Source organism: Campylobacter sp. CNRCH_2015_1657 (assembly GCF_025772685.1).
Lineage (GTDB): Bacteria > Campylobacterota > Campylobacteria > Campylobacterales > Campylobacteraceae > Campylobacter_D > Campylobacter_D lari_D.
Genome location: NZ_JAKMSO010000001.1, coordinates 319,688 through 340,903 on the forward strand (window position 1 = coordinate 319,688; position 21,216 = coordinate 340,903).

The window sequence follows — 21,216 nt, forward strand, 5'->3', positions numbered from 1 at the left end:
ATAAATGCAATTTCAAACTGAAGTTAATCAACTTTTACAACTTATGATTCATTCTTTGTATTCTAACAAAGAAATTTTTTTAAGAGAGCTTATTTCTAATGCAAGTGATGCACTTGATAAACTTAGTTATTTAAGCGTGAGTGATGATGCTTATAAAAATTTAAAATTTGAGCCAAAAATTCAAATTAATTTCAATCAAGAAGCAAAAACCTTAACTATAAGTGATAATGGTATAGGTATGAATAAAGATGATTTAATCAATCATCTTGGAACCATTGCTAAAAGTGGTACAAAAAGCTTTTTAGAAAACTTAAGTGGTGATGCCAAAAAAGACTCTCAACTTATAGGACAATTTGGTGTAGGCTTTTACTCTGCTTTTATGGTAGCTTCTAAAATAGAAGTTTTAAGCAAAAAAGCATTAGATGATAAAGCTTATCTTTGGACTTCTGATGCAAGTGGCTATGAAATAGAAGATGCAAATAAAGATGAACAAGGCACTTGCATAACCTTGCATTTAAAAGATGAAGAGTTTTTAAACTCATACCGCATTGAAAGCATAGTAGAAAAATATTCAAATCATATACAATTTCCTATTTTCATGGAAAAAGAAGAATATTTACCACTAGAAGAAGGCGAAAAAGAACCTAAAAAAGAATTAAAAAACACTCAAATTAATACAGCAAGTGCCTTATGGAGACAAAATAAAGCAAGTTTAAAAGCTGAAGATTATGAAAGATTTTATGAACAAAACTTCCATGATTCAAACAAACCTATGCTTTATATCCACACAAAAGCTGAAGGTTCTATAGAATACAATTCTTTATTCTTTATACCTGCGCAAGCTCCATTTGATCTTTATAGAGTAGATTATAAAAGTGGTTTAAAACTTTATGTTAAAAGAGTTTTTATAAGTGATGATGATAAAGAATTATTACCAACTTATCTAAGATTTGTGCGTGGGATTATTGATGTAGAAGATTTGCCGCTTAATGTTAGTCGTGAAATCTTACAAGAAAATAAAATCTTAAAAAGCGTTCAAGAAGCAAGTGTTAAAAAAATCCTAGCTGAACTTAAAAAATTTAAAGAAAAAGATAAAGAAAACTATCTTAAATTCCATGAAAATTTTGGAAAAGTTTTAAAAGAGGGTTTATATGGTTTTGGCGAAAATAAAGACGCTATAGCTAAGCTTTTATATTTTAAAAACTCAAATAAAGAAGAATTAATTGATCTTGAAGAATATAAACAAAACCTAGCTGAAGGTCAAAATGAAATTTTTTATATTAGTGGAAAAAATGAAAAGCTTTTAAGAAATTCTCCACTTCTTGAAAGCTATAAACAAAAAAATATCAATGTTTTATTACTTGATGAGGAAATTGACACCATAGTTATGCCTATGATGAATGAATTTGAAGGCTTAAAATTTAGCGCTATCAATCATCTAGCTAGCGAAGAAACTAGCGAAGAACAAAAGGCTGAATTTGCAAGCTTGCTCATCAAAATAAAAGAAGTTTTAAAAGATGATGTTGAAGAGGTAAAACTTAGCCAAAGACTTTCAAATAGTCCAAGTTGTATTGTTTATGATCAAAATAAACCTGATTTTGCTATGCAACAAATTCTTAAACAAATGGGGCAAGAACAGCAAGTTAAACCTATACTTGAAATCAATCCTAATCATGAAATTTTAAAAGCCTTAAAAGAAAATGATACTTTAGCTAATGAAATGGCACATATTCTTTTAAATATGGCTAAACTTAGCGAAGGTATGGGTATAGATAACCCTAGTGAATTTAACAATGCCTTAAGCAAAATCGTTTCTAAGGCTTTAGAAAAATGAAAAATATAGCTATTTCTAAAGATATTTTGCATGAATTTTGCATTATAGATGTAAGAACCCCAAGCGAATGGAAAAGCGGGGTTATAAAAGAAGCTGTACTCATCGCACTTTGCGATGATAATGGCTTTATGAATGAAAATTTCATCCAAGAGTTTAAAGAAAAAGTAGATTATCAAAATAAAAACATAGCCTTTGTATGTGCTACAGGCTCAAGAAGCAAACATACTGCTGTGATGATAGAAGATGCTCTAGGTATAGAATGTACTAATTTAGATGGTGGCATGGTAGCGCTTTTATCACAAGGTTATGAAGCAACAAAAGAAGGTTGATTATGAAAAAAATATTTTTATCTTTAATGCTTTGTACTAGTTTTGTTTTAGCAGAAGTTAAAAATATCGATATTAACGCAGGAATTTTAGAAAATTATCAAGTAATTGATGTTAGAAAACCTAGTGAATGGGTACAAACTGGTACTATAAAAAATGCCATTAAAATTAGCTTTTACAATGAAGATGGCAGTATAAATAAAAATTTCGTCGAGGAAATTAAAAAGATTTCAAGTAAAAAACCTATCGCTATAGTTTGCAGAAGTGGAGCAAGAAGTGCTAAAGCTTCTGCTTTACTAGATCAAAATGACATAGAAGTTACTAATTTAAAAGGTGGTATGAATGCACTTTTATCACAAGGTTATGAAACCTCAAAATAAGTCTAACTAGACTTATTTTTTCTTTGGTCTAAACACAGAAATTACTTCTTCATTATTTTCAATATAAGCTCCACCTATCAAATCTACACAATAAGGAATAGCAGGAAATATAGGCTCAATACATTCTCTTATAGCTTTTGGATTACCCGGTAAGTTAATAATTAATGATTTTCCTTTTATACCTGCACTTTGTCTTGAAAGTATAGCCGTTGGTACATATTCTAAGCTTTTTGTACGCATTAACTCCCCAAAACCTGGAAGCATTTTATCACACACTGCTTGTGTTGCCTCTGGTGTCACATCACGCAAAGCAGGCCCTGTACCTCCTGTGGTAAAAATCAAATCACATTTTACTTCATCTGCCAAATAAGCTAATTTTTCTATGATTAAATCATACTCATCAGGAATTAGCTCATAATAAAAGCTTTTTTCATTTTTTATATAAGAATCTAAAATTTTTTCTATCTCTACTCCGGATTTATCCTCATAAACTCCGCTACTTGCTCTATCTGAAAGTACTAAAATTCCTATTTTTACCATTTTCACTCCATTATAATTTTTTCTATATCTTGTTTTTCTATTTTTTCATTTTCTAAAAGAATACTAGCTAATCTCACTACTTTTTCTTTCATTAATTCTAAAAATTCTTTCACTTCTTGCTTTTGCTCTTGTAATAAACCCTCATTTGCCATAGCGAAAGTTTCCATAAAAACGAGCAATTCTTTAACCTTTAAAAGATCACTTTGTGCATTAGTGTAACTTTCATTAAAAATAAGCTCCATAGCAACTGAACCTGCTAAAAAAACTTTTATTTTATTTAATAATTCTGATTTTGATTTGATAGTATTTTCATATTCTTTAAACCTATCTTCAATTAGGGTAATTTTTTCAAATTTAACATCAAAATAAAAAGCACACAAGGCTTTAGCTGCTTGATATGTGGCTTGAATTTTTCTTTCCTTGTCGCTTAGAGAAAAAATCTTTTTTTTACCCATTAAAACTTTATTAAGCACTGCAAAAAAATCATTTTCTTCTATTAAATCTGATTTTCTTCTTATGGCATTAATAGCCGCTTCATTAACTAAAGTCTCTAAAGCTGCTCCACTAAAACCCACACTAGCTTTTGCAATTTTTTCTAAATCTACACTAGATTTTTTTTCTTTCATATAATTTTGCAAAATATGCATTCTATCTTTAAAATCAGGCAATGATATAAAAATTCTTCTATCAAAACGCCCTGATCTTAACAGTGCATTATCCATAAGATCGATTTTATTTGTAGCGGCCATCACTATAACCCCGCTATTATCTTCAAATCCATCCATTTGAGTTAAAAGCTGATTTAGGGTATTATCTCTTTCTACATTAGAAAAATCCCCCCTACTTTTACCAACTGCATCAATTTCATCTATAAAAATGATACTTGGAGCTTTTGATTTAGCTTTTAAAAAAAGCTCTCTTACTCTTTTTGCGCCCATACCTACATAAATTTCTACAAAACTAGCCCCGCTTTGATAAAAAAATGGCACCCCAGCTTCACCTGCTACTGCTTTTGCTATCAAGGTTTTACCTACTCCAGGAGGGCCTACTAGCAAAACGCCTTTTGGCATTTTCACGCCAAAATCTTTATATTTTTGAGGATTTTTTAAAAAATCAACGATTTCCAAAAGCTCCACCTTAGCCTCATCAACCCCTGCTACATCTTTAAATTTAACTTCACTTACTACATCTTGTATGGTGTTATTTTGTTCATTTTTTTCTAAAATATTTTTTTCCAAAGAAAGTAAATTTTGCCTATCTTTGTTTTTTTTATTAAGAAAGAGTAAAAAGCTTATGAGAAAAGCAAGTAAAATAAATATCAAAAAAAACTCACTCAAATCATAATCTTTAGCATATTCTAAAGGAATTTTTTGCCACAAAGCATTTAAATCCACTACATCTTTAGCGATTAAAAAATTTCCTTCTTTGCTTTTTAATAATATTTCATTATTTTCTACTATAGCCTTTTGGATTAAATTTTGTTCTAAAAGCTCTTCATAAGCAGCCTTGCTAATATAATCTGGTTGATTTTTTAAAAATGCAATCAATATAAAAACACAAAGCAATAAAAATGAAGCTAAGATAATCTTTTTATTTTTCATCCTCTAACCTTATATAGTTACAATCTTCTTTGCATTCATATTTTTCAATACTTATCCATTGTTTAGCAATATCTTCTTTGCTTGTAATTTTGATTTTATTAAAAAATTGATCATAGCCTTCATAAAAACCATCTTTTTTACTCTCGACTAAAATTTCTAAAATATTTTTTTGGTTTTTTCTAAACTCATAATTATTTTGTGCGACTATATCTTTTAAAATATTTAATCTTTCTTTGGCTATATCACCATTAATTCGCTCACTCATAGAAGCAGAATGCGTTCCATCGCGTGGTGAGAAAATAAAAGCATGGATATGTGTGAGTTTAAATTGTTTGAAATTTTCTAAAGCTTCTTGCCATATCAACTCACTTTCCCCAGGATGCGCCACGATAAAGTCTGTTCCTAAAGCAAAACCTTTTTGATTTAACTCATTAAACAATGCTAAATCATTTTGCGTGTGTGATCTTCTACGCATAATGCGTAGCATTTTTTCATGAGTGTGTTGCAGAGCAATATGCAAATGCTTTTCAAGCCAAGGTTCATCTAAAATTTCTTTAAAACTCTCATCAATTTGAGCAGGTTCTAAACTCCCAAGTCTTACTCTTTTTATACCATTAATCTTGCCTATTTCTTGCAGTAATTTTCCAAGTGTAGTTTTATCTTTTAAACCATAACTTCCTATATTAGTACCCGTTAAAACTACTTCACTATAACCATTTTGAGCCAAAAGTTTGATTTGTTTTATTATTTCCTCGCTTGGCATGCTTCTTGATTTACCTCTAACACTTGGGATTATGCAATAACTACAAGCAAAGTCACATCCTTCTTGAATTTTTACAAAAGCTTTAGTGTGATTTTCATAATTACTTACGATTTTTGTATCGATAAAGCGTAAATTTCCAAGCTCATAAAAGGCTTTATCCTGTGAGATTAACTCGTTAATTTTATCTTTATTAGAAGCTCCTAAAACTCCAAAAATTTCTTTTTTATCAAAAAAATCCTTTCCCTTACTTACAGCACCACAGCCTGTAAGTATAACCTTAACTCCATTTTTTTTTACACTATTAATATAACTTCTAAGCCCACTATCAGCACCATTTGTAACCGTGCAAGAATTTATAACTATCACATCAGCTTCTTGTTCATTTTGTGTGACAATATGATCTTTAATATAAGTTTTTAATAATTGCGTATCATAAATATTAGTTCTACAACCAAAAGTTTTAAAATATACCTTTTTTTTCAAATATCTTCCTTATTTTCTATAAATTCATGTTTTGCCATATATAAATTTTGTGATGGATAGGCTATTTTTATATCATCATGTTTATTAAATTCATTGATAATTTCTTTACTTATATTACTTCTTAAAACCAAGGCCGCATAAGAATTTGTCATATACCAAGCAGAAATTCTCATACCATAACCTTCTAAAAATGTAAAAAACCTAGGTTCTACTTTAGGATTTCTAATGCTGTATTCATTTCTTAATTTATTCATGGATTCTTTTGCAATTTTTGTATAGCCTTTAGAAGCTTTTATAACGATTTCTTCTACTATATCTAAGGCTTTTTGATGATTTGAATCAAAAGTTAAAGTAATATCAAGTCCATCCCAAATTGTTTTCATCCCATGATGAGTATAATTTGATATAAGATTGGTAAAAATAAAGTTATTTGGTATGAAAATTATCCTACCACTTCTTCGATTATCTGTATAAGTTAGTAAAGATATATCTTCATACAAAGTTATTCTTAAAAATGAAATATCAATTATATCGCCGATATAATGTGTATTGTTTTGAAAAACTCTCACCCTATCGCCCACTCTAAAACTTCCACCAAAAACTATCACACACCAACCAAGCATAGACATAAACATATCTTTCATAGCAATAGCCAAACCAGCAGAAGCAAAACCAAGAACGGTCACTAAATAGCTGATATTTTCAATATATCCAAAAAGCAAGATTAAAACAATTACATTGATATTAATAAAATTAATGATTTTATTTGCTGTATAAAAGCGATCATTATCGCCTATATATTTTCTAGCTATAAATTTGAGTAAAAATGCTATGGCTACAACTATAACAATAGCCAAAACTATATTGAAAGCTCTTACACCCTGAATTTTAATTGAAGCTGTCGTTTTTTCAATCTCTTCTTGAATTTTTTTCTCATACACAGAATAAGAAATTTCTCCAAAACGCAGAGTTTGTGAAAAATCTCTAACCATCTGATTGGATATTTTTAAATATTCATCATGCTCTTTATTAGAAGATAATTTAGCTATTTCAGCTACTAAAACATTTTCTTTTATAAGCTCATCTAAAGTTTGCTTAAAACTATTCAAGAGATTAATGTATTCTTCTTTATCGCGTCTTAATTTTTTTATATGTGAGTATGCTGAAATAATAGCTAAAGGATTAGTTAGCTTATCTATTTTATCAACTTCTTCAGGTGCTAAAACCATCTTAGAAAAATTTGCACTTTTATACTCACTTAAAAGCTCTAGTCTTTCTTTTAAAATTAAAATTTGTCTTTCTATAATGCTTTTATTGCGTTCATTAGCTTTTAAACTTTCTTTTTCTAAAGCCAAAATTTCATCTTGAGTTTTTCTGTAAATGTTAAAATTATTATATTTAATTATCCAAGTATTATATGCTAAATTATTATGTAATTCATTTAATTTTTGTTCTAAATGCTCTATATCATCTTGCGCTAAAAGTAATGTAAAGGGTAAGAGCAAAATCAATATAATTTTTTTCATGCAAACACCTCTAAAGTGTGTAAAATATCTTCTTTAGATATATCATTTTTTATACAAGCTTTTCCTAAACCACAAGCTAAAACAAAATTAATCTTTTGAAAATGTGTTTTTTTATCTAAGAAAAAGGCATTATAAAACTCTTCTATATTTGAAATTTTATAAGATATGGGTAATTTAAATTTCACAAGCAATTTTTGTACTCTTTGGCATTCTTGCTCGCTTAATAACCCCAAATTTAAAGCTAGAATATTTGCCATGTTCATACCTATAGCCACAGCTTCACCATGTAAGTACTTTTTATATCCTGTTTGATTTTCTATAACATGAGCAAAAGTATGACCATAATTTAAAAGCATTCTTAAGCCACTTTCTTTTTCATCTTGTGAAACCACATTAGCTTTAAGTTCTATACTTTTTTGGATGATTTGAGCCAAGGTAATATCATCAAGTTTAGTATTTAAAAATTTATCCTCATCTAAATTTTCTAAAAAAGATAAAATTGCTTCATCAAAAATCACAGCCATTTTAATAAATTCAGCCATACCTGCAGCTAGCTCTCTTAAAGGTAAAGTTTTTAAAAACTCACTCTCACAATACACTGCTTTTGGCTGATAAAAAGTGCCTATTAAGTTTTTACCAAATTTATTATTCACTCCGGTTTTACCACCCACACTTGCATCCACGCAAGCTAGTAAAGTTGTAGGGATATTGATAAATTCTATCCCTCTTTGATATATACTTGCTACAAAACCACCCATATCAGAGATCACCCCACCACCAAAGCTTATGAGTAAACTTTTTCTATCTAGCCTATAAGTACACATTTGATCTAAGATGTATTCTATAGTTTGTAAATTTTTATACTCTTCACCATCTTTGATTTTTATAACAAAAAGTTCTTTAGCATGAATTTTTTTCAAAAGTGTATCCAAATGTAGTTTTGCAACTAATTCATTAGTTAAAATCACTACTTTAGTATTAAAATTTAATTTTTCTAACTCATTTATATAGACATTATAACTTGTATTTTTATCTAAATTTACCTTAACTTGCATTCTTTTCTCACAATGATGGTATAAACAATTGATAATTTTTATTCATCTTATAATATATCGTATTTAAATCCGTTTTTAAAATTTTATTGAAATTGTTTCCTAAAATTTTTTCATTAAATGGTACAAAATGCAATATATTTTGTTTGTAAGAAAATTTATTGATAGGATTATGTTCTTTTTCTTCTATCAAAAGTAATTTTTCATCATGAAGTTTTGAAAGGCTTTCAAAATACTGATGATATTCAAAAATTTCGGCTTTATTTAATTTTAAAGCATAGTAATACAAGGCAAGGCCTAGTTGAATTTGCTTGTTAAAATCAAGCATAATAGAAGCAATACCCTCTACATCTTCAAAATTTGAACTTAAAACTACAGAAGATTTTAAATCTGCAAAATCCCCTTTACCTGCTTTTAACACAGGAAGTTTTAAAGTAAAAAGAAAACTTTTTTCTTTTTCAAAAAGATAATCCTCCACCACTAGCAAACCTATACTAGTATTTTCCACAAAAGGTTTAATGTTTTTTATATTTGTGCTTTCAAAGTCAAATATCACTTCAGTGCTATTTTTATGCAAGGATTTAAGTTTATAATACATAGGAGTTAAAGTAGGATTAATCACCTTAAAATAAAGTTTTTTGCTATTGATTCTTACATGCAAAAGCAAGCTTGCAAAAATAAGCTTTTCTATAGCAAACTCACTCATTTTTTTCATATCTATAATACAAAGTATATTATCTCCAAAAGGCGATGGAAAGCGTCCTAAGCTTGTTTTAACATTAGTAAAAACACTTTGCAAAACTTTAGGATCACCTACGATTAAAATGCTATCATTTGGCATTAAAATAAGCCCAGGTCTTGCCAGAATAAATTCATTATTTCTATAAACCATTACGATTTTAAAGCGTTTTTGACTAATAGAGCTTATGTGCCTATAAGCAAAGCTTGATCCTGCAGGAATTTTAACTTCCATAATCTCACCTTGTCCAAGCCCTATAAATTGTGCCATTGAAGGCATATTATCCAAACAACCTGTCAATCTTGTACTTAAAGTATCATAAATATTAATTACTTCACAAAAATTATCATCAATTTGGCTATTCCACAAATCCATAATAACTATATTTAATCTTGGGTATAATTTTCTTAAATTTTTATAGCAAGCTAATGTATCTGCTTCTTCTTGCATATAAATAATAGCTTGATGAAAATTTTCTTTTAATAAATTTTCTAGCTTAATCAAACTCGTAGGATCAAATTTAAAAAAAGAAATTTGTTCATTCTCTAAGTCTAAGTCTACGCTATCATCATTATAATACACAACACTCAAAGACTCTTTGAAGGTTTTGTTATTATAAATTTTCTTTAAAAAATCTTTCGCAAAAGGTCCATCAGCCAGTAATAAAATCTTATTCATTCACACCTCTAAAATATAAAGCATAATTATAGCAAAGTTATAGTTTATATTTTAAAGTTTTTGTTTTTTCAAAATATATTCCACTACTTAATATATCTTTTAAATTAACAAAAATTATTATTTTTCATTCAGTAAAAATCTTAATGATGGATACTTATTTAGCTTATAAAAGGATTTTAAAGTTAAAGAGATATAATAAATATTCCTCACATGTCAATTAAAATCTACTTAAAAAAACTGTATAATATATTTTTTGGATAAAATTATCACAAAATTTTGTAGTATATATAATAGTATTATCCATAAAATAAATATTAATATATATAATTATTTAATAAAAAATTTATTTAAAAAACAACTTAGCAAACTAGCAATAATTATAAAAATAATATAAATATAAAAATACTCCTTATATACAAAATTAACAATAAAAGGGGTTATAAAACCCAAAATCGCATAAGAAATATTATAAGCAAAAGAAAGACCACTCGATCTTAACTCTGTGGTAAAAATTTGAGTCATGAAAATAGGAGCAAAAGCTATAATACCTTGTGCAAAACAAGCAAGCAAATAAAATAACAAAAACCACTCATTATAAAAGCTAAAACTAATGCCAAAAATTCCAAAAAGTAAAGTGAAAATCAAACAAATTTTAAAATGTCCTAAAAAATCTGCTAAATATCCTTGCGCTAAACTTCCTAGTATGATCATCACTATGGCCAAATTTTGATATAACAAAGCAGTAGTTTTGCTAACTCCTAATAAGCTTTCAAAATATTGTGGCAGTATCATTAAAGTAGCCACCCCACTTGTTAAAACCACAGTAAGTAAAGCGCATATTAACATACTTTTTTTATGTGTTTTTAAAGCCTGCAAAAGTGGGAAATTTAAAATTTTTTCTTTTGCTTTTATATTTTTAAAAGCTGGTGTTTCATTCAATTTCGTGCGTAAAAATAAAGCCAATATACCAAAAAATCCTCCTATAAAAAAAGGAATTCTCCAAGCAAAGCTTTCTACTTCTTCTTTATCAAAATACGCATATATAGTCAAAGTCGCTAAATTTCCAAGCAATAAACCTAAAGTCAAAGTCGCTGAAATAAAACCAAGTGCCAAACCAAGTCTTTTTTTACTCACAAATTCACTCACAAAAATCCAAGCACCACTAACTTCAGCTCCTATGGCTAATCCTTGGGCTATCCTAATAACAAAAAGCATAAAAGTAGCCAAAAGCCCTATACTTTCATAAGTAGGTAAAAAGGCCAAAACAAAACTTGGTACAACCATTAAAAGCATGCTAATATAAAAAACATTCTTACGCCCTTTTATATCTGCAAAATGCGCTAAAACAACAGCACCAAAAGGTCTGGCTAAATACCCTGCCCCAAAGGCTACATAAGTATAGATTAATGGCCAAAAATCATCATTTTGAGGAAAGAAAATTTTTGCAAAAACACTTGCAAAGAAGATAAATAAAACAAAATCATAAAATTCTAAAATACCACCTAAGGAAGCATAGATGGTATTTTTAAAAGCTTTTTGCATTATTAAATTTTGCCACCTTCAATTACTACATCATCAGCTTTTATATCATCACTAAAAAACGGCTTTAAAGTTTCATCATAAGCTTTGTGGAAAAATTGTTCATTTTGTAATTTTAAAATCAAATCATTGATAAAATTTAACATAGCTTCGTCACCTTTTTTTACAGCAGGAGCTATAACATCATGATTTCCAAGTTCTTTAATCACTACTTCAAAATTTGGATTTTCTTTAGCCCAAGCAAAAAGCAATGCATTATCATGACTTAACGCATCACCTCTTTTACCAATTAAAGCTGCAAAAGTTTCTGTATTTTGATCAAATTTAATCGTTTTAATATCTGGCATATTTTTTGTAAAATACGCATCAGCTGTTGTGCCTTTATTTAAAATTAAAGTTTTATTTTTTAAATCATCTAAAGTTTCAATATCTGACCCTTTAGGAGCCACCACCCCAAGAGCAACTTTCATATAAGGTAATGCAAAATCAACCACAGCTTCTCTTTCTGGGGTTTTTGTAAAATTTGCTAAGATTAAATCTACTTTATTTGATTCTAAAAATTCTACTCTATTTGCTGCTTCAACAAGTACAAATTGCACTTTTGACTCATCTCCTAAAAGCTCTTTTGCTATGCGTTTAGCAAAATATACATCATAACCTTGATTTTTCCCTTGTGTATCTAGGTAGCCAAATGGAGGTTTATCGCCAAATACACCTATACGGATTACACCTTGCTGTTTGATTTTCTCTATGGAATTTTCATTAGAGCTTGAATTTGAGCATGCACTAAAAAAAAGTGCCATCAAAAATGATAAAAGAAAAATTTTTTTCATGTTTTATCCTTATGATTAAAAATTTAAATTTTTAAACCTTATATTATTTTTTTAAATAAATATTTTAAAAAAATAAAATTAACGATGAAAATCAAACAAATTGAGAAATTTTTTCGCACGATCTGTCTTTGGATTTTCAAAAAATTCATCAGGATTTGAAATTTCTACTATTTTACCATCATCCATAAAAACTATTTTATCAGCAACTGCTCTTGCAAAACCCATTTCATGTGTAACTATAAGCATAGTCATACCATCTTTTGCCAAATTTAAAATCACATCTAAAACTTCACGCACGATTTCAGGATCAAGCGCTGCTGTAACTTCATCAAAAAGCATGATTTCAGGGTTCATACAAAGACTTCTAACTATGGCTATGCGTTGCTTTTGTCCACCGCTTAATTCTTTAGGATAAGCTTTTATTTTATGCAAAAGTCCTACTCTATCAAGCCAGTATTTTGCTTCTTCTAAAACCTCTTCTTTTTTTCTTTTTTGCACCTTTAAAGGTCCTAAAAGTATATTTTGCTCAACATTTAAATGATCAAAAAGCTCATAAGATTGAAACACCATACCTATTTTTTGACGAATTTGAGTCCATTTTTTATAATTTTTATCAATTTTCTCATCATCTACTAAAATAGCTCCATCAGCCATTTCTTCTAGGCCATTAATACATCTTAAAAGTGTAGATTTCCCACAACCACTTGGACCTAGTATAACTACTACTTCTTTTTGATTTACTTCTAAATTAATATCTTTTAAAACATGATGATCATCATAATATTTTTGTAAATTTTGTATTTTTAAAATGCTCATATTAGCTCCATTTTTTCTCTAAAAACTTTGAATATACTGACAAAGGATAACAAAGTATAAAATAAATCAATAAAATCAAACCATAAATCACAAAAGCCGCATAAGAATTTTGAAATAAATTAAGCTCAATCACTTGTTGACCTACTTTAATAAGCTCTATACCACCGATTAGATAAATCACTGAAGTGCTTTTGATGATTCTTGTAAAAAGATTAATACTCATTGGTAATAATCTTCTCAAAGATAAAGGTATAATGATAAAAAGATAAACTTCAAATTTATTAAAACCTAGTGAAAGTCCTGACTCATACTGATGTTTTGGTATACTTGCTAAAGATGATCTAACCAAATCCATCATCTCAAACACACCCCAAATACTAAAAACAATAATACTTGAACCCAAAGCACTCAAATGCCATCCAAACCATTTCGCCAAGCCAAAATGCACTATAAAAAGCCAAACAATCAAAGGCATAATACGCACAAACTCAAGCATAAAACGACAAAAAACATAAAGGAATTTGTTTTTAGAATGCATTAAAATTCCAAAAAATACTCCTCCTATGAGTGAAATCAAAACGCTAATCAATGAAAGCTCTAAAGTAACCTTTAAACCTTGCGCTAGTCTAAAAAAGGTATCTTGATTTAAAATTTCAAACATAATTTAACCTTTTTTCTATACGGTTTAACACTAAAGATAAAGGTAAAATCAAGATCAAATAACAAAGCACCAAAGCAAATAATGCTTCGTTACTTTTATAATAAAGCCCTATAAGATCTTTAGCCACATATACTAAATCTGCTAAAGCAATAATGCTTACTACAGAAGTTTCTTTAAGTAAAAAAATGATATTTGCACTAATGCTTGGCATAGCTATACCCAAAGCTTGAGGCATAATAATATAACGGAAATTTTGCCATTTACTCAAACCCAAAGAAAGTCCTGATTCATATTGTTGTTTTTTAACCGCTTCCATACCCGCTCTTAAACTTTCAGCCATATAAGAACCACCTAAAAAACTAAGTCCTATCACAGCACAAGCAAAAGAGCTAAGTTGAATTCCAAATTCAGGTAAAGCATAATATAAAAAGAAAAGTTGGATTAGCAAAGGTGTGTTTCTTGAAAATTCTATATAAATTTTACAAATTGTGTTTAAAAAGGAAAATTTAAAATAACTCACTCCCACACAAAATAAACCTACTAAAAATGAAAAAAACACCCCATAAATAGCAAGTTTTAATGTAAGCCAAGAAGCTTGTATAAACATAGGGCTAAACTTGACTAAAAAATCAAAATCCATGAAACCATCCATACTTTAAAATATAATATTGTAACAAATAAGACTTAAAAAGACTTAATTAAATTTTGCATTTTTTCTTTATTTAAAATTACTATTTTACCTTTATTTGTGCAAATAAGCTCATTTTGTTTTAATTCTTTTAAAAAACGCGACAAAGATTCTGGGGGTAAATTTAAAATCACAGCGATTTCTTTTTGTTTTAAATTTTGTAGCTTTTCTTCATTTTCTAGTAAAAAGCCGACTAATCTTGACTTTAAATCCAAAGATTTTTGTCTGATAAAATTTTCTAAAATTCGAATTTTACCGATTAAAGAAGTCAAAAGTAAAAAACTAAATTCTCCATTTTCTAAGCATAATTTTTTAAATTCATTAAAATCAAAAACACAAATTTCACAATCTTGCTCACAAATTGCATTGGCTGGGTAATCAATACCCTCAAACACAGGCATTTCAGCTATAAAATTTACCGGAGTTAGAGTATGTAGTGTTAGCTCAAAACCTTTTACATTTACCTTATATATACGCACTTTTCCACTTAGTAAAATGTAAATTTTATTTGCTTTTTCACCTTGAAAAAATAAAATATTTCCTTTCTTAAAATACTTCTTTTCGCCCTTTGAAATCAAAATTTCAAAATGTTTATCCATTTTTTTCTTCCATATTTTTAATACTTTCTTTTGCTTTTAAAACCAGCTCTTCATCATCTGCAAAATCAAAAAATTTAAAGTGATTTCCATGTTGCACTCTACCATCTAGTAAATCCCCACTTAACCTGTTTTTTAAATCAAGCTCAGCTATTTTAAACCCATCTAAAGTTTTAGCAAATTCAAGCAAACGACTTGGAATTTCTTTTTGCTTAGTATATAAATAACAAAAGCTCTCAAGCCCTACTCTACCTACCCTACCTCGAAGCTGATGTAAGGTAGCAAGCCCAAGTCTTTCAGCCCCAACAACTACAATCACGCTTAGTCTTGGTAAAGAAATTCCCACTTCAACCACGGTCGTAGAAAGTAAAATCGTGCCTTTTTCTCTAAATTCTTGCAAAATTTGATCTTTATTTTTATCTTTTCCATGAGTCACATAAACATTTTTGTATTTGTTTATCCAATACCCTTGTGCTTGTTCTAGCGATAAATAATCTATATTTTCACTTTCATTTACCAAAGGATAAATGATGATCACTTGATGATTTTTAGCTAGTTCATCATCGATTTTTTTAAGCAAATATTTAAAATCTTTATCTTGTATGCAAAAAGTTTTAATGTCTTTTTTAAAAGGCATTTGTTTAATAAAACTAAAATTTACAAGCTCACTTTGTATCATAGAAAGTGTTCTTGGTATAGGTGTAGCAGAAAATTGCACGATATGTGGAGCATATTGAGAGTTTTTACTAAGCTCACTTATTTTTTGTCTTTGATTAGAGCCAAAGCGATGTTGCTCATCTATCATCACTAAAACTGCTTCAAATTCTTCTTGATGAATGAGCGCATGTGTACCTATGATAAAATGGGCTTGTTCTTTTAATTTTGCTAAATCTTTATCTTTTTTACCACCCTTTAAAAGCAATACATTAACAAAATCAGGCAAAAGTCTTTTTGCTTCATGATAAATTTGCTCTGCTAATATACTAGTTGGAGCCATTAAAATAGCCTTTTTAGGATATACTAGCAAACTTGCAGCAAGTATGACCAAAGTCTTACCACAACCCACATCACCCATCACCACACGCCTTTTAGCGACTTTATTTTGCAAATCTTTTTTAATATCTTCTATTGCTAAAAGCTGATCATTTGTAGGGTTAAATTCTAAACCCTTAAGCCAAGAGCTTATATCAAAAAGTTCTATTTTATAAGCATTTTGTGATATTTTTTTACCCTTTAAACGCCTTAAATGATTAAAAATTTCTATATATTTTAAGTCTTTAACTATGGCGTTAAAATTTTCATAAAGAGTTAAATCATCATAATTGTGTAAATTTAAAAGTAAATTAATGTATTTTTGTTCTAAATTTAGCGCTTTTAAGTTAGCTTCATTGACATATTTTAAAATAAGTTTTTTTATGCTTTCATTTTTAATAGAACTAATTTGGTATTTAGGGACTATTTGACCTATATTTTTTACTATTTTTGGGTTTATAAACTGCCAAATTCCATTAAAAAAATTCATCTTTGCATGGATACAAATTAAAGCATTATGTTTAAAAATTTTAAAATGCCATTTATTAGGATGAAAAATTACTATATTTGCTTTTATACCCCATTCTAAACATTCACAAAGTATAAAAAGTTGGGAGTGATGATTTTGTGTGCTAATAATTTTTACATTTTGAGTGCAAAATGTATCTTTTGGAAACTTTGAAATTCTAAAATCATCAAATTTTTTAGGTAAAATCAAAGCCAAATCGATACAATTTTTAACCCCTAAAGCATGAAGTAGTTTTAAGTCCTTTTCTTCAACTTTCATTTTCTATGCTTGCAAAACTCACTTTGGTAATTTCACTATGTGCTTTGATAAAGTCATTTAACTCATCTAAATTAGTGTTTTTAATCTTTTGCATTTCTTCTTTTAAATTTCCAAGTTTTAAACCATGCAAATATTCATTTAGCATTATATCTAGTCTTTTAGCCAAATTTTCATACCTTAAAGGCATAGAGCCTACTAAAAATTGTTTAGCTAGTTGAAATTCTTTTTCATTGACTCCATTTTGGACAAAGTTTTCAAAAACTTCCTTAACTAAAGCTTTAGCCTCATTAGAACTTTCATTTTTAGTTTGCAAATACCCAAAAACTCTACTATAATTTAAATTTACATCAAGCATAGCATATGCTGAATACGCCAAGCCTCTTTTTACACGCACTTCTTCCATCAAACGCGAACCAAAACCACCTTGACCTAAAATAAACAAAGCAAGTTTAGCTAAATACATTTTCTCATCATTAATTTGTATATTAAATGGAGAGCAAAAGTATATATAAGCTTGCTCAGTGCTTTTTTGCTCACTTACTTCTATACTCTCATCAACGAGCTTGTAGCTTTTGTTTTGATTTGGGGCATTTCTTTTTAGAATTTGGCAAATTTTTTCTACTTTAATCTTTACTTCATCTTCTTTAATATCTCCACCAAAAACAAATAAAGCATTATCAAGTACTAAATTTTCACTCATAAAATCTTGTAATTCTTTTAAACTAATCTTTTCTATGCTTTCTTTAGTCCCATCAAGACCACTAGCAAAAATTTCATCTTTAAAAACATTCTTATTCAAAAGTCTTTTTGCTTGATAATCATAATCAGTATTTAAACTTGCAAGTTCACCCAAAGCTAAAGTTTTTAATCTTTGTAAGATTTTTTCATCAAAACGCACATTTAAAAATAATTCTTGTAATTTTTCTAAAGCAAAATCAAAATGTTCTTTCAAGCATTTAATACTAATTTGAAAATGTTCAAAACTAGCCTTAGCATAAAGCTCTATAGCACGGTATTCTAAGCTTTTAAAAAACTCATCATTACTTCCTTCATTTAAAAGCCTAGCAAGCATACTTGCACAACCTCTATTGTGTTTTTCTGCTATTTTTCCACTATTTTTAAAAATGAGCTTAAAAAATACTACAGGAAGCTCATTTTCATACTCATATATTATGTCTATTTTAGTTTCATTAAAGTCTAAATTTAACATTAAAACCTTTCTAAAATATTATAAGCTGTATCGCGTTTGGCAGGTAATTCCCCTATATCTTTAATAAGTTCTATCATTTGTTCTTGATTCATTCTGTATTTTGCACCAGCTGCGGCTACAACATTTTCTTCCATCATAGTTGAACCTAAATCATTTGCACCAAATTTTAAAGCAAGTTGACCTATTAAAGAGCCTTGTGTTACCCATGAACTTTGTAAATTTTTAAAATTATCTAAATATAATCTTGCTAAAGCTAGCAATCTTAAATATCTATTAGAGCTTTGCTTGATGATTTCAGGATGTTTTTTGATCAAAGGAGTATTTTCGCTTTGAAATGACCATAAAATAAAAGCTCTAAAGCCATTTGTTTTATCTTGTAAATTTCTTAAATGATCAAAATGTTCGATGATTTCCTCATCATTTTCAACCGTACCAAACATCATTGTAGCAGTACTTTTCATACCTATATTATGCGCACTCTCATGCACCCTAAGCCAAGTAACTGTGTCACATTTGTGTGGCGCTATAATATCTCTCACCCTATCGCTTAATACTTCAGCACCCGCTCCAGGTATAGAAAAAAGTCCTTTGACTTGTAATCTTTTTAAAACCTCTTCTATAGAAATTTTAGAAACTCTTGCTATATAAGCTATCTCTACTGCTGAAAAACCATGCACGGTAATAGTCGGATAATTAGTTTTTATATAAGAAAGCAAATCTTCATACCATTCTATTTTAAGTTTTGGATGTACCCCGCCTTGAAATAAAATTTGCGTTCCGCCTATAGCTTGTAATTCTTCTATTTTTTGCCCTATTTCTTCATATCTTAAAATATAGGAATCATCATCTTTTTCTTTTCTACAAAAAGCACAAAAATCACAATCAATACAGCAAATATTTGTATAATTTATATTTCTATCTACCACAAAAGTAGTTATTTTTTCAGGATGAAGCTCTAATTTTCTCTCATAAGCCATTGCACCTAGTTCATATAAAGGTGCATTTTGGAGCAAATTTAACGCTTCTTTTTTACTTAATCTACTCATTCTTAAACCTTTTTATAAAAAAGGATTATTATAACATTTAAATGTAAAATAATCTTAAAGACGATATAATCAAGCCCTTTAATTTTATATATTCATAGGATACTCATGACTTATAGGTCTTTACTTAAAAATAATAAAACTTTTCGCCTTTTAGCAATAGTACAATTTATAAGTTATTTTGGTGCGTGGTTTTCTCAAGTAGGTGTTTTTACCCTTTTAACTAAAGAACTCGGTGCACCTGCTAATATCATAGGTTTTTCAGCTATTTTTGTTTTTTTACCTTCTATTATACTTGCACCTATAAATGGGGTTATAGTAGATAGATTTAAACCTAAGAATTTATTACTCACAATGATTAGTATTGAAATGATTTCTATTTTTATGTTAATTTTTGTAAATTCTTTAGCCATGCTTTGGTTGTTATACTTTTTAACCTTTGTTCGTATGGCGGTTGCAAGTATGTATTTTCAAACAGAAATGTCAGTTTTACCTAAAATTTTAACCCCGCAAGAATTAAAACTAGGCAATGAGCTTCATAGTATCATATGGGCTGTATCATATGCTTTGGGTATGGGTGCAGCAGGGCTTTTTATAGATCTTTTTGGAGTAAAGCCAGCCTTTATAGCTGATACTTTAATGCTATTTTGTGCTATGCTTATACTCAAAACTTTGATTTTACCTAATGAAAAAAATACCACACAAAATAATCTTTTTATATTAATCAAAGAAGGCTTAGTTTATGTATTTAATAATAAAAAAATCATTCATTTGATTTTACTTCATGGGGTTGTAGGGATAACTGCTTATGATGTTTTAATCACTCTTTTAGCAGAATATGAATACGCAAAAGTTATTTCTATACCTCTAGCCATAGGGCTTTCTAATGCTATAAGAGCCATATCTTTACTTATAGGCCCTTATGTGCTTAGTCCTTATATTAATAAAAACACTTTGGTATATTTATACTTAGCGCAAGGTGTAGGTATAATGCTTTGGGCTTGCTTGCAATTTAACTTTTATCTTGCTTTTGTAGGCTTGGTAATGGCTGGTTTTTGCACTTCATCTTTATGGAGCTATACCTATACACTTTTGCAAAATGATTGCGACAAAAGATACTATGGCAGAGTGATTGCTTACAATGATATGGTATATTTAACCTTTAGTGCAATTATTGCTTTTTCAACAGGATATTTATTTGAATTTTATGGAATAAAACTAAGTCATTTTACTTTTGGCTTAGGAGTATGTTTTATCTTTGCAGCAATTTATTGGTGGTGGTTTAATAAAAAATATAATTAATCCACCTTAGAATAATAAACTCCACCTGCTGAAAAGTTTTTTTCAAAATAAGCTGTTTCAGGCACAAGATCTGACTTTCCTGGGTAAATTCTACCTTCTTTATTCAATATCCTATAAAAACGCTCCATAAGTCTTATTTTAAAATCTTGATCAAAATATATCATCATATTTCTTGAAAAAATCACATCAAATTTTCCAAATTTAAATAAAGAATCATCAAAGACATTACAAAGATCAAAACGGCATCTGCAAGCTAGGGTTTCTTTTTTAAGATGATACATTCTATCTTTTACATCAAAATAACGCGTTTTTTGCATAGTGTTTAATCTAGATACTGAACGCTCTGAATAAATCATTTCATTACATTTATCTATCATTTTTTTATTAATATCTATACCAACTATATTCATACCTTTAACAAAATTCTCACTTGCTAAAATAGCTAAAGAATACACTTCTTCGCCGCTTGAACATGGAGCACAAAGCACATTTACAGGGCGATCAAGAGATTTTATATAAAAAATCACATCTTTTAATTGCTCTAATTCTCTAAAAAAATAAGTCTCACAAACTGTAATAAAATCCATAGTTTCTTGTTTTAAATTTCTTTGAAACTGCACTTTTTCATTTAATTCACTAAGACTGCTCAAGCCTAATTCTTGTAAAAATTTAGGAAGTTTAATAGATAATATATCCTTTTTCGCATTTAAGTTATTTCCACTTATTTGCTCTACGATTTTTACAAAATCATTCATTTCATTTTCTGTAATCTTTATCATCTTTTTTT

The 21,216-nt window shown here is 28.7% G+C and carries 20 protein-coding genes; 4 read left to right on the forward strand and 16 right to left on the reverse strand.

Features of this window, described 5'->3' with window-relative positions; all coding sequences use genetic code 11:
- The first annotated feature begins 4 nt into the window (after positions 1 to 4).
- The 3 genes from htpG to L8X27_RS01645 are packed head-to-tail and all read left to right on the forward strand — an operon-like array spanning position 5 to position 2,540.
- On the forward strand, positions 5 to 1,834 hold the full coding sequence (htpG, locus tag L8X27_RS01635) for a molecular chaperone HtpG (protein WP_263659674.1): 1,830 nt from the start codon (positions 5 to 7) through the stop codon (positions 1,832 to 1,834).
- On the forward strand, positions 1,831 to 2,163 hold the full coding sequence (locus tag L8X27_RS01640; protein ID WP_263666565.1) for a rhodanese-like domain-containing protein: 333 nt from the start codon (positions 1,831 to 1,833) through the stop codon (positions 2,161 to 2,163). Before htpG ends, L8X27_RS01640 begins: the two co-directional genes overlap by 4 nt.
- A 2-nt stretch (positions 2,164 to 2,165) precedes the next feature.
- A complete protein-coding gene (locus L8X27_RS01645) occupies positions 2,166 to 2,540 on the forward strand; it encodes a rhodanese-like domain-containing protein (protein WP_263671317.1) in 375 nt (124 codons plus the stop codon).
- Positions 2,541 to 2,552: 12 nt separating this feature from the next.
- Here the strand turns inward: L8X27_RS01645 and mog are convergent, their stop codons facing one another.
- From mog to L8X27_RS01720, 15 genes are all read right to left on the reverse strand, one after another.
- Positions 2,553 to 3,080, reverse strand: a complete 528-nt coding sequence (gene mog, locus L8X27_RS01650; protein WP_412175097.1) for a molybdopterin adenylyltransferase — start codon at positions 3,078 to 3,080, stop codon at positions 2,553 to 2,555.
- Positions 3,081 to 3,082: 2 nt separating this feature from the next.
- Entirely contained in the window at positions 3,083 to 4,681 is a 1,599-nt protein-coding gene (locus L8X27_RS01655) for an AAA family ATPase (protein ID WP_220566232.1), read from the reverse strand.
- Positions 4,671 to 5,927, reverse strand: coding sequence for a tRNA (N(6)-L-threonylcarbamoyladenosine(37)-C(2))-methylthiotransferase MtaB (gene mtaB, locus L8X27_RS01660; RefSeq protein WP_263660305.1), 1,257 nt, complete (start codon positions 5,925 to 5,927; stop codon positions 4,671 to 4,673). The genes L8X27_RS01655 and mtaB overlap by 11 nt, the downstream gene beginning before the upstream one ends.
- A complete protein-coding gene (locus L8X27_RS01665; protein ID WP_263671315.1) occupies positions 5,924 to 7,453 on the reverse strand; it encodes a mechanosensitive ion channel family protein in 1,530 nt (509 codons plus the stop codon). The genes mtaB and L8X27_RS01665 overlap by 4 nt, the downstream gene beginning before the upstream one ends.
- Positions 7,450 to 8,508, reverse strand: coding sequence for a 3-dehydroquinate synthase (gene aroB, locus L8X27_RS01670; protein WP_263671314.1), 1,059 nt, complete (start codon positions 8,506 to 8,508; stop codon positions 7,450 to 7,452). Before aroB ends, L8X27_RS01665 begins: the two co-directional genes overlap by 4 nt.
- Before the next feature lie 7 nt (positions 8,509 to 8,515).
- Positions 8,516 to 9,922, reverse strand: coding sequence for a COG3400 family protein (locus tag L8X27_RS01675; protein ID WP_133318949.1), 1,407 nt, complete (start codon positions 9,920 to 9,922; stop codon positions 8,516 to 8,518).
- Between the two features lie 327 nt (positions 9,923 to 10,249).
- Complete coding sequence (locus L8X27_RS01680; protein WP_263662478.1) at positions 10,250 to 11,464, reverse strand: MFS transporter; 1,215 nt, start codon at positions 11,462 to 11,464, stop codon at positions 10,250 to 10,252.
- A gap of 2 nt (positions 11,465 to 11,466) precedes the next feature.
- Positions 11,467 to 12,264, reverse strand: coding sequence for a cysteine ABC transporter substrate-binding protein (locus L8X27_RS01685; protein WP_412175414.1), 798 nt, complete (start codon positions 12,262 to 12,264; stop codon positions 11,467 to 11,469).
- Positions 12,265 to 12,372: 108 nt separating this feature from the next.
- The gene (locus tag L8X27_RS01690) at positions 12,373 to 13,110 is read right to left on the reverse strand and encodes an amino acid ABC transporter ATP-binding protein (RefSeq protein WP_133318954.1); all 738 of its coding nucleotides are present in this window, start codon (positions 13,108 to 13,110) and stop codon (positions 12,373 to 12,375) included.
- Between the two features lies 1 nt (position 13,111).
- Positions 13,112 to 13,771 (reverse strand): amino acid ABC transporter permease, encoded by a 660-nt coding sequence (locus L8X27_RS01695; protein WP_133318955.1) that lies wholly within the window; start codon positions 13,769 to 13,771, stop codon positions 13,112 to 13,114.
- Positions 13,764 to 14,411 carry an amino acid ABC transporter permease gene (locus tag L8X27_RS01700; protein ID WP_133318956.1) on the reverse strand — a complete coding sequence of 216 codons (648 nt, stop codon included), beginning with the start codon at positions 14,409 to 14,411 and terminating at the stop codon, positions 13,764 to 13,766. Before L8X27_RS01700 ends, L8X27_RS01695 begins: the two co-directional genes overlap by 8 nt.
- A gap of 44 nt (positions 14,412 to 14,455) precedes the next feature.
- Positions 14,456 to 15,058 carry a Crp/Fnr family transcriptional regulator gene (locus L8X27_RS01705; RefSeq protein WP_263680995.1) on the reverse strand — a complete coding sequence of 201 codons (603 nt, stop codon included), beginning with the start codon at positions 15,056 to 15,058 and terminating at the stop codon, positions 14,456 to 14,458.
- On the reverse strand, positions 15,051 to 16,874 hold the full coding sequence (recG, locus tag L8X27_RS01710) for an ATP-dependent DNA helicase RecG (RefSeq protein WP_263680996.1): 1,824 nt from the start codon (positions 16,872 to 16,874) through the stop codon (positions 15,051 to 15,053). Before recG ends, L8X27_RS01705 begins: the two co-directional genes overlap by 8 nt.
- Positions 16,864 to 18,084, reverse strand: coding sequence for a M16 family metallopeptidase (locus tag L8X27_RS01715; RefSeq protein ID WP_263670412.1), 1,221 nt, complete (start codon positions 18,082 to 18,084; stop codon positions 16,864 to 16,866). Before L8X27_RS01715 ends, recG begins: the two co-directional genes overlap by 11 nt.
- Positions 18,084 to 19,130 carry a dehypoxanthine futalosine cyclase gene (locus L8X27_RS01720; RefSeq protein WP_263680997.1) on the reverse strand — a complete coding sequence of 349 codons (1,047 nt, stop codon included), beginning with the start codon at positions 19,128 to 19,130 and terminating at the stop codon, positions 18,084 to 18,086. The genes L8X27_RS01715 and L8X27_RS01720 overlap by 1 nt, the downstream gene beginning before the upstream one ends.
- A 105-nt stretch (positions 19,131 to 19,235) precedes the next feature.
- Here L8X27_RS01720 and L8X27_RS01725 point away from each other — a divergent pair, with 105 nt between their 5' ends.
- Entirely contained in the window at positions 19,236 to 20,429 is a 1,194-nt protein-coding gene (locus tag L8X27_RS01725) for an MFS transporter (protein WP_133318961.1), read from the forward strand.
- On the opposite strand, the gene L8X27_RS01730 is transcribed toward L8X27_RS01725, so the two are convergent.
- The gene (locus L8X27_RS01730; RefSeq protein WP_133318962.1) at positions 20,426 to 21,208 is read right to left on the reverse strand and encodes a CheR family methyltransferase; all 783 of its coding nucleotides are present in this window, start codon (positions 21,206 to 21,208) and stop codon (positions 20,426 to 20,428) included. The genes L8X27_RS01725 and L8X27_RS01730 overlap by 4 nt on opposite strands.
- Positions 21,209 to 21,216: the final 8 nt, after the last annotated feature.

Bases quoted from the DNA above. Each gene is read 5' to 3' on its own strand.
- mog (WP_412175097.1), bottom strand. From the start codon at position 3,080: ATGGTAAAAATAGGAATTTTAGTACTTTCAGATAGAGCAAGTAGCGGA.
- L8X27_RS01685 (WP_412175414.1), bottom strand. From the start codon at position 12,264: ATGGCACTTTTTTTTAGTGCATGCTCAAATTCAAGCTCTAATGAAAAT.
- L8X27_RS01690 (WP_133318954.1), bottom strand. From the start codon at position 13,110: ATGAGCATTTTAAAAATACAAAATTTACAAAAATATTATGATGATCAT.
- L8X27_RS01680 (WP_263662478.1), bottom strand. From the start codon at position 11,464: ATGCAAAAAGCTTTTAAAAATACCATCTATGCTTCCTTAGGTGGTATT.
- L8X27_RS01655 (WP_220566232.1), bottom strand. From the start codon at position 4,681: ATGAAAAATAAAAAGATTATCTTAGCTTCATTTTTATTGCTTTGTGTT.
- L8X27_RS01715 (WP_263670412.1), bottom strand. From the start codon at position 18,084: ATGTTAAATTTAGACTTTAATGAAACTAAAATAGACATAATATATGAG.
- L8X27_RS01725 (WP_133318961.1), top strand. From the start codon at position 19,236: ATGACTTATAGGTCTTTACTTAAAAATAATAAAACTTTTCGCCTTTTA.
- L8X27_RS01675 (WP_133318949.1), bottom strand. From the start codon at position 9,922: ATGAATAAGATTTTATTACTGGCTGATGGACCTTTTGCGAAAGATTTT.
- L8X27_RS01720 (WP_263680997.1), bottom strand. From the start codon at position 19,130: ATGAGTAGATTAAGTAAAAAAGAAGCGTTAAATTTGCTCCAAAATGCA.
- aroB (WP_263671314.1), bottom strand. From the start codon at position 8,508: ATGCAAGTTAAGGTAAATTTAGATAAAAATACAAGTTATAATGTCTAT.
- htpG (WP_263659674.1), top strand. From the start codon at position 5: ATGCAATTTCAAACTGAAGTTAATCAACTTTTACAACTTATGATTCAT.
- recG (WP_263680996.1), bottom strand. From the start codon at position 16,874: ATGAAAGTTGAAGAAAAGGACTTAAAACTACTTCATGCTTTAGGGGTT.
- L8X27_RS01695 (WP_133318955.1), bottom strand. From the start codon at position 13,771: ATGTTTGAAATTTTAAATCAAGATACCTTTTTTAGACTAGCGCAAGGT.
- L8X27_RS01700 (WP_133318956.1), bottom strand. From the start codon at position 14,411: ATGGATTTTGATTTTTTAGTCAAGTTTAGCCCTATGTTTATACAAGCT.
- L8X27_RS01640 (WP_263666565.1), top strand. From the start codon at position 1,831: ATGAAAAATATAGCTATTTCTAAAGATATTTTGCATGAATTTTGCATT.
- L8X27_RS01730 (WP_133318962.1), bottom strand. From the start codon at position 21,208: ATGATAAAGATTACAGAAAATGAAATGAATGATTTTGTAAAAATCGTA.
- L8X27_RS01645 (WP_263671317.1), top strand. From the start codon at position 2,166: ATGAAAAAAATATTTTTATCTTTAATGCTTTGTACTAGTTTTGTTTTA.
- L8X27_RS01705 (WP_263680995.1), bottom strand. From the start codon at position 15,058: ATGGATAAACATTTTGAAATTTTGATTTCAAAGGGCGAAAAGAAGTAT.
- L8X27_RS01665 (WP_263671315.1), bottom strand. From the start codon at position 7,453: ATGAAAAAAATTATATTGATTTTGCTCTTACCCTTTACATTACTTTTA.